General features: G+C 32.8%; 15 protein-coding genes and 2 tRNA genes. 9 read left to right on the top strand and 8 right to left on the bottom strand.

Annotation, left to right across the window (positions count from 1 at the left end; translation table 11 throughout):
* Positions 1 to 287 precede the first annotated feature (287 nt).
* The gene (locus DNC80_RS10090) at positions 288 to 1,328 is read left to right on the top strand and encodes a LacI family DNA-binding transcriptional regulator (RefSeq protein ID WP_182651109.1); all 1,041 of its coding nucleotides are present in this window, start codon (positions 288 to 290) and stop codon (positions 1,326 to 1,328) included.
* 8 nt (positions 1,329 to 1,336) lie between these two features.
* On the opposite strand, the gene DNC80_RS10085 is transcribed toward DNC80_RS10090, so the two are convergent.
* Positions 1,337 to 1,975: a sugar-binding protein gene (locus DNC80_RS10085; protein WP_182651108.1), complete on the bottom strand. Its 639-nt coding sequence runs from the start codon at positions 1,973 to 1,975 to the stop codon at positions 1,337 to 1,339.
* A 918-nt stretch (positions 1,976 to 2,893) separates the two neighbouring features.
* Here DNC80_RS10085 and DNC80_RS10080 point away from each other — a divergent pair.
* Together DNC80_RS10080 and DNC80_RS10075 are read left to right on the top strand one after the other, a co-directional pair.
* Entirely contained in the window at positions 2,894 to 4,234 is a 1,341-nt protein-coding gene (locus DNC80_RS10080; protein WP_182651107.1) for a DUF3472 domain-containing protein, read from the top strand.
* Positions 4,235 to 4,423: 189 nt separating this feature from the next.
* Positions 4,424 to 5,803, top strand: coding sequence for a Gfo/Idh/MocA family protein (locus DNC80_RS10075; protein ID WP_182651106.1), 1,380 nt, complete (start codon positions 4,424 to 4,426; stop codon positions 5,801 to 5,803).
* A gap of 346 nt (positions 5,804 to 6,149) precedes the next feature.
* Here the strand turns inward: DNC80_RS10075 and DNC80_RS10070 are convergent, their stop codons facing one another.
* The 7 genes from DNC80_RS10070 to DNC80_RS10040 form a co-directional block, all read right to left on the bottom strand.
* Positions 6,150 to 6,713, bottom strand: a complete 564-nt coding sequence (locus DNC80_RS10070; protein ID WP_182651105.1) for a porin family protein — start codon at positions 6,711 to 6,713, stop codon at positions 6,150 to 6,152.
* Positions 6,714 to 6,802: 89 nt separating this feature from the next.
* Positions 6,803 to 7,837 (bottom strand): helix-turn-helix domain-containing protein, encoded by a 1,035-nt coding sequence (locus tag DNC80_RS10065; RefSeq protein WP_370628738.1) that lies wholly within the window; start codon positions 7,835 to 7,837, stop codon positions 6,803 to 6,805.
* 418 nt (positions 7,838 to 8,255) lie between these two features.
* Positions 8,256 to 8,825 (bottom strand): hypothetical protein, encoded by a 570-nt coding sequence (locus DNC80_RS10060; RefSeq protein WP_182651103.1) that lies wholly within the window; start codon positions 8,823 to 8,825, stop codon positions 8,256 to 8,258.
* On the bottom strand, positions 8,812 to 9,306 hold the full coding sequence (locus DNC80_RS10055; RefSeq protein WP_182651102.1) for a sigma-70 family RNA polymerase sigma factor: 495 nt from the start codon (positions 9,304 to 9,306) through the stop codon (positions 8,812 to 8,814). Before DNC80_RS10055 ends, DNC80_RS10060 begins: the two co-directional genes overlap by 14 nt.
* 1 nt (position 9,307) lies before the next feature.
* Positions 9,308 to 10,144 (bottom strand): alpha/beta fold hydrolase, encoded by an 837-nt coding sequence (locus tag DNC80_RS10050; protein ID WP_182651101.1) that lies wholly within the window; start codon positions 10,142 to 10,144, stop codon positions 9,308 to 9,310.
* Positions 10,145 to 10,629: 485 nt separating this feature from the next.
* Positions 10,630 to 10,702, bottom strand: a tRNA-Met gene (locus DNC80_RS10045).
* A 34-nt stretch (positions 10,703 to 10,736) separates the two neighbouring features.
* A tRNA-Met gene (locus DNC80_RS10040) sits at positions 10,737 to 10,809 on the bottom strand.
* A gap of 118 nt (positions 10,810 to 10,927) precedes the next feature.
* Between DNC80_RS10040 and era the strand changes: the two genes are divergently transcribed.
* From era to DNC80_RS10010, 6 genes are all read left to right on the top strand, one after another.
* Positions 10,928 to 11,809 (top strand): GTPase Era, encoded by an 882-nt coding sequence (era, locus tag DNC80_RS10035; RefSeq protein ID WP_144889172.1) that lies wholly within the window; start codon positions 10,928 to 10,930, stop codon positions 11,807 to 11,809.
* Between the two features lie 424 nt (positions 11,810 to 12,233).
* Positions 12,234 to 12,782: a DUF2975 domain-containing protein gene (locus tag DNC80_RS10030; RefSeq protein WP_182651100.1), complete on the top strand. Its 549-nt coding sequence runs from the start codon at positions 12,234 to 12,236 to the stop codon at positions 12,780 to 12,782.
* A gap of 3 nt (positions 12,783 to 12,785) precedes the next feature.
* Positions 12,786 to 12,995, top strand: coding sequence for a helix-turn-helix transcriptional regulator (locus DNC80_RS10025; RefSeq protein ID WP_086453359.1), 210 nt, complete (start codon positions 12,786 to 12,788; stop codon positions 12,993 to 12,995).
* 170 nt (positions 12,996 to 13,165) lie between these two features.
* On the top strand, positions 13,166 to 14,476 hold the full coding sequence (gene der / locus DNC80_RS10020) for a ribosome biogenesis GTPase Der (RefSeq protein WP_144889166.1): 1,311 nt from the start codon (positions 13,166 to 13,168) through the stop codon (positions 14,474 to 14,476).
* Between the two features lie 273 nt (positions 14,477 to 14,749).
* Positions 14,750 to 15,760 (top strand): hypothetical protein, encoded by a 1,011-nt coding sequence (locus DNC80_RS10015; RefSeq protein WP_182651099.1) that lies wholly within the window; start codon positions 14,750 to 14,752, stop codon positions 15,758 to 15,760.
* A 145-nt stretch (positions 15,761 to 15,905) separates the two neighbouring features.
* A partial coding sequence (locus tag DNC80_RS10010; protein WP_182651098.1) for a DUF5677 domain-containing protein occupies positions 15,906 to 16,525 on the top strand: 620 nt, incomplete at its 3' end.

The raw sequence follows: 16,525 nt of genomic DNA, 5'->3' as shown, positions 1-16,525 counted from the left end.
TGTTTTAATAGGGTTTAAGGCTATTTTTATATGTAATTCTAACTGTTTATTTAGTTTTTGTTTTACGAAACTATAGATTAAAATCTAATAAAACAATTAAAAAGATATAAAATGTGCTCGAACACATTTCAAGTTTATTGTTTAGTATATTTTGAATTGATTTAAAAAAACACTCATAAAAAGATTAGTAATTACTTTTAAAGAATGTAAACTCATAATTAGCCAATCCTTTGTTAATTAAGTCTTACAAAAAAATCAAAACCAAAGTTTTTATATATTTGCTCAATATGGATAAAAAATATACAATAAAGGATATTGCTAATTTAGCTGGTGTTTCAAAAGGAACAGTTGATAGAGTTTTACACAAAAGAGGTAAAGTTTCGCCAACTGCTTTGGACAAAGTCAACGAAGTTTTAAAAGTAATTGACTACGAGCCAAACCTTATTGCCAGAAATTTAAAAAACAATAAGATTTATCGTATTTGTGTTGTACTTCCTGATCCTGAAATTGATCCATATTGGCGTCCTTGCCTGAATGGTATTGATGATGCGGTGAAAGAATTCAAAGCCTATAATTTGGTTATTGAGAGCTTCTATTTTAATCCGGAAAAAAAGAAATCTTTTTTAAAAATAAATGAAGCCATATTAGAATTATCTCCCGATGCAGTTTTAATAGCGCCTTTATTCCATAAAGAAACTGTAGATGTTATTGAGCAATTCAATTCGTTAGACATCATTGTGAATACGTTCAATAATCAGGTCGAATCCAGTTTTGTAAAAAGTTTTGTTGGTCAAGATTTATTCCGAAGTGGGCGAGTGGCAGCAAAATTATTAGATTCAATTATTGATGCGGGCCATATTGCTATTGTTCATATCGATGAAACCTACAAAAATGCAATTCACATGCAAGAAAAGGAGCGGGGTTTTAGAACTTATTTTGATGAGAAACAAAATTCTGCGTACACAATAACCACTTTAAAATTAAAAAATCCAAATATTGAACTTAATTTCAAAACATTCTTGAATGAAAATCCAAATGTGACAGGAATTTTTGTTACCACGTCTAAATCGTATCAAATGGCAAAAATAATAAGCGACTTTAAAATCAAAAAAATTAAAGTGGTAGGATATGATTTAATAGATGAAAATATAACGTATTTGAATCAAGGTTTTATCGATTTTATGATCCATCAAAATCAGAAAAGACAAGCGTATCTAGGAATAACATCGTTGGTTGAACATTTTCTATTTCAGAAAGAAATTCCAGAAATGATTCTTTTACCCATTGATATTGTAAACTCAGAAAATGCGGAGTATTATATGGAGTAAAGAAAAATCTACTCTTTTAAAATTAATACACCAAAGGAAGAAGCGATATGGAAATTTGGAGTTTCTGTATTTGGGTTAATCCAAGTAATCCAGTTAGGTTTAACAGATTCATTTTGTGTTTTGATGTATTTAGCTCTAAAAATACCGGTTTCTATTCTATTGTTTTTTATTAGGCTTAAACTTTTTAAAGATTCAATACTGATTGATCCCTCAACAATAAAAGAATTAGCTTTTACAGATGATTTTACTGTTAATTCATTCTTGGGCCAGTTCCAATTGAAATCAAAATTCTTATCAGGATAGGCTTTAAAATCCATTACTCTACCACGAGTGTCTATTTCTAAACAATAGTAGGGATTCATTGCAGGATCAGTTCTAAAAAAGAGTTCAACTCGATCAGAGTTTCCGATACTTTCAATACTGTCATCCTTTTTTTCTATGTGGATTTCGATATCTAAAACAGTAAAGTTAAAAAATAAATTTTCCCGATCCCAAAGCGCTTTAAATATAACTTCTTTACCTTTTTCTGTACTCCATGGGGAACAAAAATCAGTCAAAATCGGGGCGTAATCCCATTCTAAATCATCTCCATTTCCAGAGATTATCAGTTGTTTTTCTTTAATTAAATGTACTTGATATTCTTTCATTTCTGGAATTATTTTATGCGTAATTTAGTTTTACTTAATCGCGTGTTCGAATAATTTTTTCGAAATTTAGGTAAAAGAATTTTGACTGAATCTCTTTGTCAAATTTTTTATTTTCTACTTTCCAAAATTGGAGATTGATATGGCTTTTTTCTATCGAATTAAGAACTAAGTAGCATAAAATCTAAATTAAAATTAAATTCAATATCATGAAACTGCTGTTGAATTTTTAATTTCCAAATTTCTTTTCATTTGATTGGTGTGGCCTGTTTTACTTAACAACAAGATCGAATATGTTGCTGTTCTTTTACCAAGAAACTAGAATTTTATTTAAAAAAAACGTTTCATGTACTATTTATGTGCTCAAGAACATAAACAACATGTGTTCGAGCACATTTTTTGTGTTTTTCTTGGTTAGTAAAAATATAATCTATAGTTTCGTTAAGTATTAAACAATAACATCTCTTTTTTCAGATCAAAATTCGATGTTTTTAAAGATCATTTAAGAGAATAAATGGAGCAATTTGCATTCAAAAAAGAGGTTAGGTTGATACTAAAGTTAGCTCCGTAAAGAAATTATAAATTAAATTTTTAGCGTTCATTTTTCTTTATTAAAAAAAAACAGACTTTATTATCTAATGGCTACTGTACTTTAGTAGAGTAATTTAGATATCAATGTATACTTGTTTTTATTCAATACAGCAGTTTTATTGAATGTTATTGTTGCAATTTTATTTTAAAATAGAAAGATAGATTTGAGCTTAATGCAGTTGCCGTTCTTAAAAATGTTGATGAATAATTTTAGGAATTTAAAAAAGAATGGGTAAGAGGTTATTGTTTTTTCAATTGCCATTGGATAGCTAAATTTTTCGTAAGCATAAAATAGGATTAAAAAAAAATCAAACAGTATAAAAAATAGAGATGAAAATAAGATTCTTAACAAAACTAGCAGCAATCATATTCTTGATTCCCCTTACATCTTGCAGCGGTATTGAAAAAAGTGATGAGGTAGGTGATAATGATTCTAAAATGGTATCCACAATTTCTTTGCCTCTTGGTGGAAATGCTTTTAGTTCTATTCCTTTTGCAGGAATTAAAACTATTACAAAAAATGGAATTGAGGATTGGGCTAATTCTGAAGAATATTTCACTGCTTATTTTCGAGTTTCTGAACCTGGAGTTTTTCAATTTTCAATAAATAAGGAGTCACTAGTAGTTCTTGGGAAATCAACTTTAGAATTCACCATTAACAATGAATCCAAAAGAGTAGAATTTAACGAGACTAAAAAAGATTCTTACCAAATAGGACGTTGGGTAATTAAGGAGCCAGGTTATGTTGCTTTAAAAATAAAAGGAATTAACAAGAGTAAAAGTCATTTTCCTTCTATTGCAAGCGTAACAATTAACAGTTCAATTGCTAAAGAAAAAATTGCATTTGTTCAAAATGACGAAGGTAGTTTTTATCATTGGGGCAGAAGAGGACCTTCTGTACATTTAAATTATCAAGTGCCAACAGATAAGGATATTGAATGGTATTACAACGAAGTTACAGTTCCAAAAGGCCAAGATGTTATAGGTTCTTATTATATGGCAAATGGATTTGCAGAAGGTTATTTTGGTATTCAAGTCAATTCCCAAACAGAGCGCAGAGTATTATTCTCTGTCTGGAGCCCATTTGTAACAGATGATCCGGCCTCTATACCAGATTCTAAAAAAATTAAACTTCTTAAAAAAGGAGCAGGAGTAACAACTGGAGAGTTTGGCAATGAGGGTTCTGGAGGACAAAGTTATTTGAAGTACAATTGGATTGCAGGAAATACCTATAAATTTTTACTCCGTGGAACTCCTCAAAACGATAATTCAACAACCTATACCGCTTACTTTTTTGCTCCTGAATTGAACCAATGGCAATTGATAGCTAGCTTTAATCGGCCGGAGACTAATACGTATTTAAAAAGATTTCATTCATTCTTAGAAAATTTTTCTCCGGAACAAGGTGATAAATCTCGCGAAGTTTTATTCGGCAATCAATGGTATTGTGATGCGAAAGGAAATTGGACAGAGATAAATTCCGCAAAGTTCACAACAGACAATACGGGCACTATAGGATACCGTATGGATTATTCAGGAGGTCTGTTAAATAACGATTCATTCTATTTGAAGAACGGAGGCTTTTTTAATAATTTTACTAAAGCACAAAGCGTTTTTACAAGATCATTAAGTCAGAAAAGACCAGATATTGATTTTAAAGTATTGCCGTAAAGAGTACTCACGGTTTAAATTAAAAAATACAATAAAATATTACTGAATGGTAATCTAGAACTAGATTATCTGCCTTTTTTAAATAAATTAAATTATGAAATCGCCATTATCAACAGGTTTGTTGCAAGCAAACACCAATAAGTAAAAGGCGACACCATACATGACCACTAACAAATAACTTTTACATATATGAAAACTAGTATTTTTAAATTACTACTTATTTCCATTGTTTTTCTGGGATGGACAACTGTATCAGCTCAAATGATTAAAACCCCAGCTCCCAAACGACCTAAAGGTCAAACAGATGTTTTACGGCTAGCTACAGCTCCCATTCCTACGGTTCGTATTGCTTTCATCGGTTTAGGAATGCGTGGTCCAGGCGCTGTAGAACGTATGACTCATATTCCGGGGGTGGAGATTATTGCATTGTGCGATATGTTAGAGACCAATACAAAATCAGCTAATGAAATTCTTACTAAAGCAGGGCTTCCAAAAGCGCAAGAGTTTTTTGGAGATGAAAATGCTTGGAGAAAAGTAACAGCACTACCTAACGTAGATCTTGTATATGTAGCAACCGATTGGAAAAACCATGCAAATATTGGCGTTCAAGCCATGAAAGATGGTAAAAATGTTGCTATTGAAGTTCCTGGTGCCTTGACAATGGATGAAATTTGGGACTTAATTAATACTTCCGAAAAAACACGTAAGCATTGCATGCAGTTGGAGAATTGTGTATACGATTTCTTTGAGTTGACAACTCTAAATATGGTGCAACAAGGATTGTTTGGAGAAATTATGCATGCTGAAGGGGCTTATATTCACGGACTTCAGCCTTACTGGGGCGAATATTGGAATAACTGGCGTATGGATTATAATAGAAAACACCGTGGTGATATTTATGCAACCCATGGAATGGGACCGGCGTGTCAAGCATTAAATATTCACCGTGGTGACAAAATGAACTTTTTAGTTTCTATGGATACTAAAGCTGTTGGAAATCCTGCTTATATTAAAGAAAAATCAGGTCAAGAAGTTACTGACTTTAGAAATGGAGATCACACGATGACTATGATTCGTACCGAAAAAGGTAAAACAATCCAAATTCAACATGATGTGACTTCCCCGCGTCCTTACAGTCGCATGTATCAAATTAGTGGGACAAAAGGGTTTGCAAATAAATATCCCGTTGAAGGATATGCTTTGGGTTCAAAGGAAGTTGGTTCAGATATTACACCCAATCATGAAAAATTAAATGCCCACAGTTTTGTTCCTGCTGATGTGAAAAAAGCTTTAATGGAAAAGTATAAACACCCAATTGTAGCTGGAATTGAAGAAAAAGCCAAAAAAGTTGGTGGTCATGGTGGGATGGACTTTGTAATGGACTATCGTTTGATTTATTGTTTACAAAACGGACTTCCGTTAGATATGGATGTATATGATTTAGCAGAATGGTCTTGTCTTGGCCCGTTAACCGAAAAATCTCTAGATAATAATTCAGCACCGGTTGAGATTCCTGATTTTACTCGCGGTGGATGGCAAAAATTAAAAGGTTTAGAGTTTTCTAAATAAAATCAATTGCAAAGAGAATTTCTGCTTTTATAGAAAGAATCCAAAAAGTTGAATAATTTTCTAATCAATGAAAAAAATGAGCTCGATGATGTATCGGGCTCATTTTTTTTAATTGACTTTATGCTTTCTAAATTACTTTATATCAATAGGACAGATGCTTTTTTGATTGTATAGTTTACTAAAAAACGAACCGCTATTGAGTGCCTGCATACAAGTTTTGAGTTGTGTAAAATAAGATTAATACAACTGTCAAAACGATTAATTCAAAATTTTTGAATTTTCCAGCAATGCAAGGTTAATATCTTTACAATTCAGTTTGTAAAATCTTTTATAGAATTATTAGATTTTAGAAAAAGAAATAACCTACAGATACTTGAAATACTTCGTTTCTATATTTACTAGAAGAATTATCTAAATTATTAATGTTTGATAATCCAAAATTATATCTTGCTCCAAAATTAAGTCCGTTTTCTAGTTTGTAACCAATTCCTAAATTAGCAGCGAAGTCAACTTTCTTAAAAGCATCTTTTACGTTTGTGCTTTCGTTTTTGGCCGAAAGTAAATATCCAATTTGTGGTCCAGCTTCAAGACTCAACCCTTTTGTTAGATAATATTTTGCCATTAACGGAACATTTAAATAATTTAATCCAACAATGTTTCCGTCACTTCCTTTAAAGCTGTAACCTTGACCGGAAAGCATAAGTTCTGGTTGAAAAGAAAATTTTTTCGCAATTGGAATCTCAGTTACTAATCCGAAATTAAAGGCAGAAACAGGTTCAAGGCTACTGGTGTTATCACCAGTAATGTTACTAATGTTAATACCTAATTTTGCACCAAATTTAATTTTTTGCGCGTTTGCATTTGTAAATCCTAAAACTGTAAGAACAGCTAGTACTAAAATTTTTTTCATAAAAATTGTTTTTTAATTATTGAAGTGCAAAACTCACACAAGAAGAACTAGAAAAGGTGCCAAAAACTTCAAATTGTATAAATCGGTACTTATTTATTTGAATTCCGATACTCATTTGGTGTTTGACCAGTAGCTTTTTTAAAAGCTTTATAAAAAGTGGTTTTTGAAGTAAAACCAGACTCTAGTCCCATCGTCAATAAATTGTAATTTTCATATTCAGAATTAGATATCATTTCCTTCACCGCTTCAACCCGATATTGATTGATGTAATTGGCAAAGTTGTCACCTGTTACCGTATTTACAATTTGTGAAACATATCCAGCACTTATACCTAGTTTTTCAGCGATTTTTTCTCTATTCAAGGTACAATCGGTATAAATATGATGTTCCTTACAAAGAAGATCAAGTTTTTGAAAATAAAGATTATCTACTGTGATAGATTCCCGATATTCTTCTGGGCTGTCATTTTCGATAATTTCCGAATTACTGTAGGAAATAGTTAAATCGTTATTTAGAAAAGTATAGATAGCATCCTTGTTTTTTGCGAGTTTGTACTTGTAAATGCCAACATATGCTGTCCAATGAATAATGAAAGTTGCAGATAAAGCTACGATACTCATAGTAGAAGAAATATCATATTGAAGAAATATGCCGACTAACCAGGTAATAATCCAAGAGAATAACAAAGATGTAAAAAGGGTTAATAAGGTAACTACCCATTTTTTTTCTTCTGAATCCTTTAAATGTCTTATCATAAAATAAGAGTAAATCAACAGAAAAGGGATGAATGTAAGGACTAAAAAAAGATGAAATAGACTCAGTATTTGAATGATAACAAGACCTGGCTCTGGAATAGTATAAATTCCTGCAACACGATCAAGATCGTTTGTAATATTAAGTAAAGCGGAAAATGCAAATGGAGCAAAACATAAATATATTTTTTGTTTGCTTTTTACAGTATCATCAATCCGATTTACAATATATAGGAATAGGAATGCAGGCAATAGTAATGCCCACTCGACATTGTCAATAAAATGTAGAAAAGGATAGGGAGTATATGCTTCTTCTAATTCAAAAACATAATTCAGTAAAAGAATAGAAAGTGTAAATAGCAAGTATGCCACATATTTATTTGAATTACTATTAAATAAGGAAGACCTTAAAATAACTAATCCCAAGATTATTCCCTGAAAAATTGCGATATTTAAAAGTGTAGTATAAATCAATTTCTTATTATAAAAGTTATTTTTTTAATCTGTTTTGGGATACCATTGAAAGGAGTCGTTTTTTAAAACATAACTTATTTCATACGAATTCACGGAACGAATTTATAGCAATACAGTTAACTTTCTTATGGGATTATGAAATGATTAACTAAAAGGACAAGCTATCCTAAGGGTTTCATTGAATAGACAAAGGTCTCCTTTGTGCGCACAATCTAAATATTTTTGTCCTTTGAACGAGATAACAAAAAAAGCTCCAGATTTCTCTGAAGCTTTTCTAGTAGTGGTAAACGGTAAAATAGCTACCAATTGTTTTTTTTTACGAAATGTTTTTCAAGAAGTGTAAAAGCTTTATTTCCTTTTGGATGAATCGTATCATAAAAAATGCAAATAAAAATAAAAATATATATCCGCTTAATAGAATGTATAGATAAAAGCCTCTTGAGAAAATGGTTTTAAAAACTGGTAAAAGCAATGTAAACCCGGCAGTATACGTGAGGTAAATGATAGGAGTAAGGATGTAATGTATTTTTTTTCTCCAACTGTAAAACTGATGTGCTAGTTTACTGTATTCTATTAATGTGAGATCAGTACTTAAATCGGCTAGCTTTTTTACGCTGATCCATTCTAAGGCTACGCGACTCACAAGCATTACAATCATAATGCACAATCCAATACTAAATTGAACATTTCTATAAGCACCTGACCAGATATAATAGGAGATTAATATTATAGAAGTCAAGCTTAAAATTATTCTGGTCCATAAATGACTGCGTTTAATTTTTTTAGTATGTGACTCCGCTTTTTTTATAATTTCGGCGGCAGTTGGTGGTGATTCAGATGCTGTCTGCTGATCCCAGATATTTTGTAATTCTTCAAATGTTTTCATTTTGTACACATTGAGTTAAACTTTTTTTGATTCTATGAATTCTAACGCGAAGGGTTTCTTCGGTTATCCCGATTACTTCTGATATTTCCTGATATTCCAAACCGTCTAAAGTCATCAGGATGATCATCTTGTTCGTTTCTTCCAATTTTTGTATGCATTGATACATTTGTCTAAGTTGCTCATCTTTTTCGCTCGAATAGGTTTCTGAAACAATCTGAGGCAGGATATCGGTCCTGATTTCTTTCTTTGAAGATGATTTTCTCAAATAAAGAAGGCAAGTGTTTACTGCAATTCTGTAAATCCAAGTGCTGATGCTCGATTCATTTCTAAAAGTGTCTAATTTTTCCCAGACTTTGATGAAGATTTCCTGAGTTGCATCAGAGGCCAATGCGGTATCGCCACAAAAATATCCTTTGCACAATCGAAATACTTTATTGTAATGCTTGTAATAAATCTCGTCGAATAGTTCTTTTTTACCCACCTTATTTTAATTCAAGTTTTACTTTATTCATAAACCATTCTGGTTGATCGTACATAACAAAATGAGCGGAGTTTGCTGCATACTCAATTTTAACAGAAGGCAGGTTTTCATACTGGGCTTTATAGGTGTTTTGTACTGTGGTAAGATCTGGATTTGAAGCAGCTAAAATTACAACAGGAATTTTAATTTTAGAAATTTCTTTTCGCAGGTCTAAATTTAGCATGTCAATATAACCGTGAACGTAAGTTTTTCGATCCACAAGATGCATCCATTCATTGATTGTTTTTTGTTTTTCTTTGTTCATGCACATAAAAGAAGTTGACTGCGAATTCATTCCGTCAAACGCTTTTTGATCCATAGTCATCATCATTTTACTTTGCGGATTGTCATACGGAATAATTTCTCCTTTGTAGTTAGGTATCATCAAAGCGGCAGTTGCAGGCAAAGCATCAACAATAATTAATTTTTTGAACAAATTGGTTTCCTGAGAGGCTAACCACAAGCTTAAAGTACCTCCTAAACTATGACCAATTAATGTAGCATTCTTAAGTTTTTTTGTTTTTACATAAGATATGACTTGATCTTTGATGGAAGCCAACCAAGGACCTTCAATTGGAGTAACATTCCCAAATCCCGCAAAAGTAAAAATATGACATTCGTTAGTTTTAGAAAGTTCGGCTACTGTTTCATTCCAAACTTCACCGGTACAACCAAAACCAGGAAACAACATTACAGGAGTTCCTTTTCCTTTTACCTCTACTTTGAAGGCGGTTTGAGCAAAAACAGATTTTGAGATCAAAAGGAAAAATGCAATAATTAAAATAGATTTCGTTTTCATAAGATGTATTTTTTTAAAGTTTACCTTTTGATACAGTACTAGATTAATTGTTACCTCAAAAAAGCATTTTTTTTTAATTTTTTTTTTTAGAGAATCAAATTTTGGCTTTAAAGTCCATTAAATCAGAGGGATTGTGAGTTTTTTAAAAGCAAAAAAACACCAGCTTTTTCAAGTGCTGATTTCTTAATAGTTCCCGCTCTCTCAGAAAAGTGTCATATAAAAAGCTTTAGAGAGTTTCGCCGACTTCGAGCCCGCAATCTGAATAAGCTTTATTAAATTTAATAGAACCGCAGATTCGCGGATCAAATAATGCCATAATCTGCGAATCTGCGGTGCAACACAGTATAAATTTACGCGAAGTCAGAGACATTCGCGAAGCAAGGGGCGGATATGAGCTCTCCTAATTCGTGTCTACAATCTGAATAAAGCTTCATTAAAGCTAAGATAAACAAAAAAAGCTTCAGATTTCTCTGAAGCTTTTCTAGTAGCGGGAACAGGACTCGAACCTGTGACCTTCGGGTTATGAGCCCGACGAGCTGCCTACTGCTCTATCCCGCGATGTGCGTTTTGTAATCTCAATAAGGCTACTTAGTAGCGGGAACAGGACTCGAACCTGTGACCTTCGGGTTATGAGCCCGACGAGCTGCCTACTGCTCTATCCCGCGTTGTTTCGGGTGCAAAGATACAATCAATTTCTGCATTTCACAACATAAATTTAAAAAAATGTTTTATTTCGTCTATTCACTTGATATGACTACCTTTGTGGCATAAATTTTAGTAGAAATGTCACATAAAGCAGGTTTTGTAAACATCATCGGGAATCCAAATGTTGGTAAATCAACATTAATGAATGCCTTTGTTGGAGAGCGATTATCAATTATTACTTCAAAAGCACAAACAACTCGTCATAGAATTCTAGGTATTGTAAACGGTGAGGATTTTCAAATGATCTTATCTGATACGCCAGGAATCATTAAGCCTGCCTACGAAATGCAGGAATCGATGATGAACTTCGTGAAATCGGCTTTTGAAGATGCTGATGTCTTGATTTACATGGTCGAAATAGGGGAGCAGGAACTTAAGGATGAAGCGTTTTTTAATAAAATCATCCACTCGAAAATTCCAGTTTTGCTATTGCTTAACAAAATTGACAATTCGAACCAAGAACAATTAGAGCAACAAGTGGCTTTTTGGACGGAGAAAGTGCCAAATGCTGAAATATATCCAATATCAGCCTTGCAAAATTTTAATGTTCCTGAAGTTTTTCAAAGAATCATTACACTTTTGCCAGAGTCGCCAGCGTATTACCCAAAGGACCAACTTACGGATAAGCCGGAGCGTTTTTTTGTGAATGAAACCATTCGTGAAAAAATCTTGTTGAATTACAGCAAAGAGATTCCGTACGCAGTTGAAATTGTTACCGAAGAATTTTTTGAAGATGACAATATCATTCGCATTCGTTCTTTGATTATGGTGGAACGCGAAACTCAAAAAGGAATTGTAATAGGTCATAAAGGTGCCGCCCTGAAAAAGGTAGGAACTGAGGCTCGTGAAGATTTAGAGAAATTCTTTGGAAAACAAATTCACATTGAGCTTTACGTAAAAGTGAACAAAAACTGGAGAAGTAACGCGAATATGTTGAAGCGTTTTGGTTATAATCAGTAGGGAGGAGTGAGAAGTGAGAAGTGAGAAGTGAGGAGTGAAAAGTGAGAGGTGAGAAGTGAAAGGTGAGGAGTGAGAAGTGAGGAGTGAGGAGTGAATTGATTGTAATTTTTTAGTTTTCATTTAAATGCAAAACATTAAAATCAGTACTAGAGTTAGTCTCTTGTACTGATTTTTTTTTAGCCCAGAGCGAAAAGGAAACCCCGCAGCGAAAAAAGGATGCTGTTGCTGCGCGTGTAGAGCGACCAAAGGAAGCTCCTGCACGGGCTTTGCAACAGCTCCTTGAGGCGCGAGGAGTTGTATTGTAGCGCTGGAAAAGCTCCTGAAGATTTTAAAAGCGATAAAAATATTTTGATAAATGATATATTTTTATTGTTTTTCAATAAATATTGATATATTTGTGCTTTAATTTTAAATACTTTGTATCATGTCTAGAAAAACCAATTTTGTTTTTAAAGTAGTGCAAGTGGTATCTTGGATTATTTTTGTGGGTCTTTGCATCCAGGCGGGTGGCTTTATTTTTAACACTGTTTTTACGTTGCTGCTCAATCCAGCTGGGGCAAGTAAGTTTTGGACAGAAGTTGATTTGGCAGCTTTGTATCATTTCAACCAGTCGCATTATGTGACTTTGACTGTTTTAATGTGTATTGTTACGGTGTTGAAAGCGGTATTGTTTTACAATATTGTACTTGTTTTTCACAGTAAAAAAATTGATTTGGCACAGCCGTTTAATGATTCTCTGAAAAAATTTATTGATTTGGTGGCTACTATTTCTTTTGGAATTGGGCTTTTTTCGGTGTGGGGAGCAGGCTTTACAAAGAATTTAATTGAGGGCGGACTACAAATGCCTAACATTGCCGATTTAAGTTTTGGTGGTGGTGATGTGTGGTGGTTTACCAGTGTAATTTTATTGGTGATTGGGCAAATTATAAAAAAGGGAATCGAAATGCAGCAAGAAAACGAACTAACCATTTAAGTTATGGCAATAATTGTAAACCTAGATGTGATGATGGCCAAGCGCAAGATGTCACTGAATGAGCTTTCGGAGAAGGTAGATTTAACCTTGTCAAATTTATCCATATTAAAAACAGGAAAGGCTAAGGCGGTTCGGTTTAGTACTTTGGAGGCTATTTGTAAAGCCTTAGATTGCCAGCCAGGGGATATTTTAGAATATTCGAAGAACGAATAAATACAAAGGGTAGTGGTAAGGTTGTGAGTTTTGTTTTGAAGATGAGGTGGTTAGGTTTTGCTAATGTGGCTAATATTCGAAAAAAATTGATAATCACGCTTTTAAACACTACCTTTGCCACCCGAAACGGAAAAATAAGGTTTCGGAAAAACGAATTTTCAAATTATATTATGAATAACATTGTTGCGATAGTAGGAAGACCTAATGTAGGGAAATCGACCCTTTTTAATAGGCTGATACAAAGAAGAGAAGCTATTGTAGATTCAGTATCTGGGGTGACCCGCGATAGAAACTATGGTAAAAGCGAGTGGAACGGAAAAGAATTTTCTGTAATTGATACTGGTGGTTATATAAAAGGTTCTGATGACGTGTTTGAGGGCGAGATCCGCAAACAAGTTGAACTGGCTATTGATGAGGCCGATGTAATCATTTTTGTGGTTGATGTTGAGGAAGGCATTACGCCTATGGATGATGTTGTGGCGCGCTTGTTGCGTAAAGTGACTAAGCCAGTTTTGCTAGCGGTAAACAAGGTAGACAACGCCATGCGTGAGAAAGATGCCTTAGAGTTTTACAACTTAGGTTTGGGTGAATACTATACTTTTGCCAGTATATCAGGTAGTGGAACGGGAGATTTATTGGATGCTTTAATTGATGCTTTCCCAGTAAAACCAGAACCTGTTCAAGAGGAAGTGGTATTGCCACGTTTTGCAGTAGTTGGGCGACCAAATGCGGGTAAATCAAGTTTTATCAATGCCTTGATTGGTAAAGAACGTTTTATGGTAACGGACATTGCGGGTACTACGCGTGATGCTATTGATACGAAGTTTGACCGTTTTGGTTTTGAATTTAACTTGGTAGATACGGCGGGAATTCGTCGTAAGGCTAAGGTAAAAGAAGATTTAGAATTTTACTCGGTAATGCGTTCTGTGCGTGCTATTGAACATGCTGATATTTGTATCCTTGTTATTGACGCTACCCGTGGATTTGAAGGGCAAGACCAAAGTATTTTTTGGTTGGCCGAAAAAAACCGCAAAGGTGTTGTAATCTTAGTAAACAAATGGGATTTGGTTGAAAAAGATACCATGTCAACCCGCGATTACGAAGAGAAAATCAAGAAAGAATTAATGCCGTTTACGGATGTGCCAATTCTTTTTGTGTCGGCTTTGACCAAGCAGCGTTTGCTAAAAGCATTAGAAGCTACGGTAAAAGTATACGAAAACAGACAGCAGCGTATTGCGACATCTAAATTTAACGAATTCATGCTTAAGGTAATTGAGGCCTATCCGCCACCAGCTACCAAAGGGAAATATGTGAAAATTAAATATTGCATGCAGTTGCCTACACAAACGCCTCAGTTTGTATTTTTTGCCAACATGCCACAATACGTTAAGGAGCCTTACAAACGTTACCTTGAAAATAAAATTAGAGAAAATTGGGATTTTTCAGGAGTGCCAATCGATATTTATATTAGAGAGAAATAAGACTAGAAAACCACTTTGTAATGAAGTGGTTTTTTTGTTACAATAGATGCCAAAAGCCCAAGATTTGATTCTTGGGCTTTTTTTGTTTGTATTTGAACTAATTAACAGATTTATTAACCGTTTGTAGGTTTTTTATTTTTAATATAATGATTATGGTTATATTCGTAAAATAAGAGCTATTGTAATGACATGAAGCTATCTATATTAGGATAGATTGGATTTGTTTCATGGTGCATATATAATAGTTAGCCAATATTTCAAAAAAAAACCATATTGAAAACAGATAATCCCGAAATAGCAAAAATATTTACAGATTGTATCCAAAAAGCAAAATCTGAAACAAATATCTGCATGTATCCTGGATGTACTGATAAATCTATTAATTCTCACATCATGCAAAAGAACGTAATATTATCTTCGATTGCAGAAGACAAACATTTGTTGGAATTAAAAATTGACAACTTTCAAAAAGAGTATATTGTATTTAAAAAAAATGGAATTAATAAAATATATACATTTTTAGGATTTTGCAATGAACATGATACATCTGTTTTTAAGAAAATAGAAACTGAAGGAGAAATTGATTTTGATGATTACACTTCCTGTTTACTGTTTGCTTTAAGAACATTACATAATGAAATTTGGCGTAAACAAGTGGTTATAAAACTTCACGAATGTATTTTGAAAAACACAGATATAATCATTGATAGAAAGATACTGGAATCAACAATTAAGCAAAATAAGCTTGGAATTAAAGATATGGAATTTTCTAAAGATGCAATGTGGTTAGATTTAAAAAATAATACTGAATCGTTTGTATTTCAACAGCGCGAATTCGCTCTGCAAGAAATATGTCTTAATGCAATAATAAATTATGAGACACCTGAAGAGATTTATAATTACCAATTGGAACATCGAAAAGACATGGACAGATTAACTGCTATCTTTATTTCCTTTTTTCCTTATTTAGGAAAGTCTAAACTTCTAATGGGTTATCATAAAGATGATGTTAAATTAGCTAAACCATATGTCAATACATTCTTCAAGGAAAATGAAAAGCGAACATTTAGAAGGTTAACAAACATGTTTGCATTTTATGTCGAAACTTGGGTTTGCTCTACAAAATTTTATGAAGAAAAAGTTGAAGGTCTTGATAGTGAATTTCATAAATCAATGATTTTTGCTACTAAGAATGGAATTGGTAGAAAAGTATTTGATGTGAATATGTTTGAGAAAGATTTTAAAACGAAATTCAAAGATTTTATAAAAAGAAACGTCGGCTAACAGCCGTTACATGAGATTTGGGCATTAGGTTGAATTTAAAGTTGGTTTTGTACTTAGGAAATTTGTGTTTAATCGAAAAATCTTGCTTCTTTAATCCTGAACCTCGTGTAGCGCCAGAAGTTAGTGATAATGCCAAAAAAAAATGATGAAAAAGAAAGACTTCCCATTAGAATTAGGTTTAAAAGAATTATTCAATCTTGAAGATGAAAAGGAAAATACTAACTCATTAAACCAAATAATTAAGGCGTATACAGAAGTTATAGAAGCTATATATAATGATATACCAAAGTTGAAAGAAGGGGAAGTTTTTATTGAAACATTATCTGTGAAAATTTTAATTACTACAAAAAGTATCATTGAACTTGCTAAAGGCTATACTTTAGAAACAGAACGAAAAATAAGTCCAATTCAATTTTTAGATTTTTCTTCGATAAATATCTTAACTAGAGCAATAATAGAAAGTTTCCTAACTATGGAATATCTTTTCTATAATAATTTATCTGACGAAGAGAAATATTTTCGTTTTTTAATATGGCGGATTTCGGGTTATAAATCAAGACAAAATTTTTTTGCAGAAAAAGATAAAGATTTAATAAGAAATGAAATTCAGGAGAAATTAGATACTGAAATTAATGAAATTAATGAATTATTGAGAGAAGCAAAAAAATCGAAATACTTCAAAGGTTTAGACAAAAATCATTTATTTAAACTTGATAAATATGGAGTTCCTCGCTTAGAAAGTTGGAACACTTTACTAAATAATAG

Source organism: Flavobacterium sp. SOK18b (assembly GCF_014156605.1).
GTDB lineage: Bacteria > Bacteroidota > Bacteroidia > Flavobacteriales > Flavobacteriaceae > Flavobacterium > Flavobacterium tiangeerense.
Note: the sequence above shows the minus strand (reverse complement) of the source record. Positions and strands in the feature narration are given on the sequence as shown.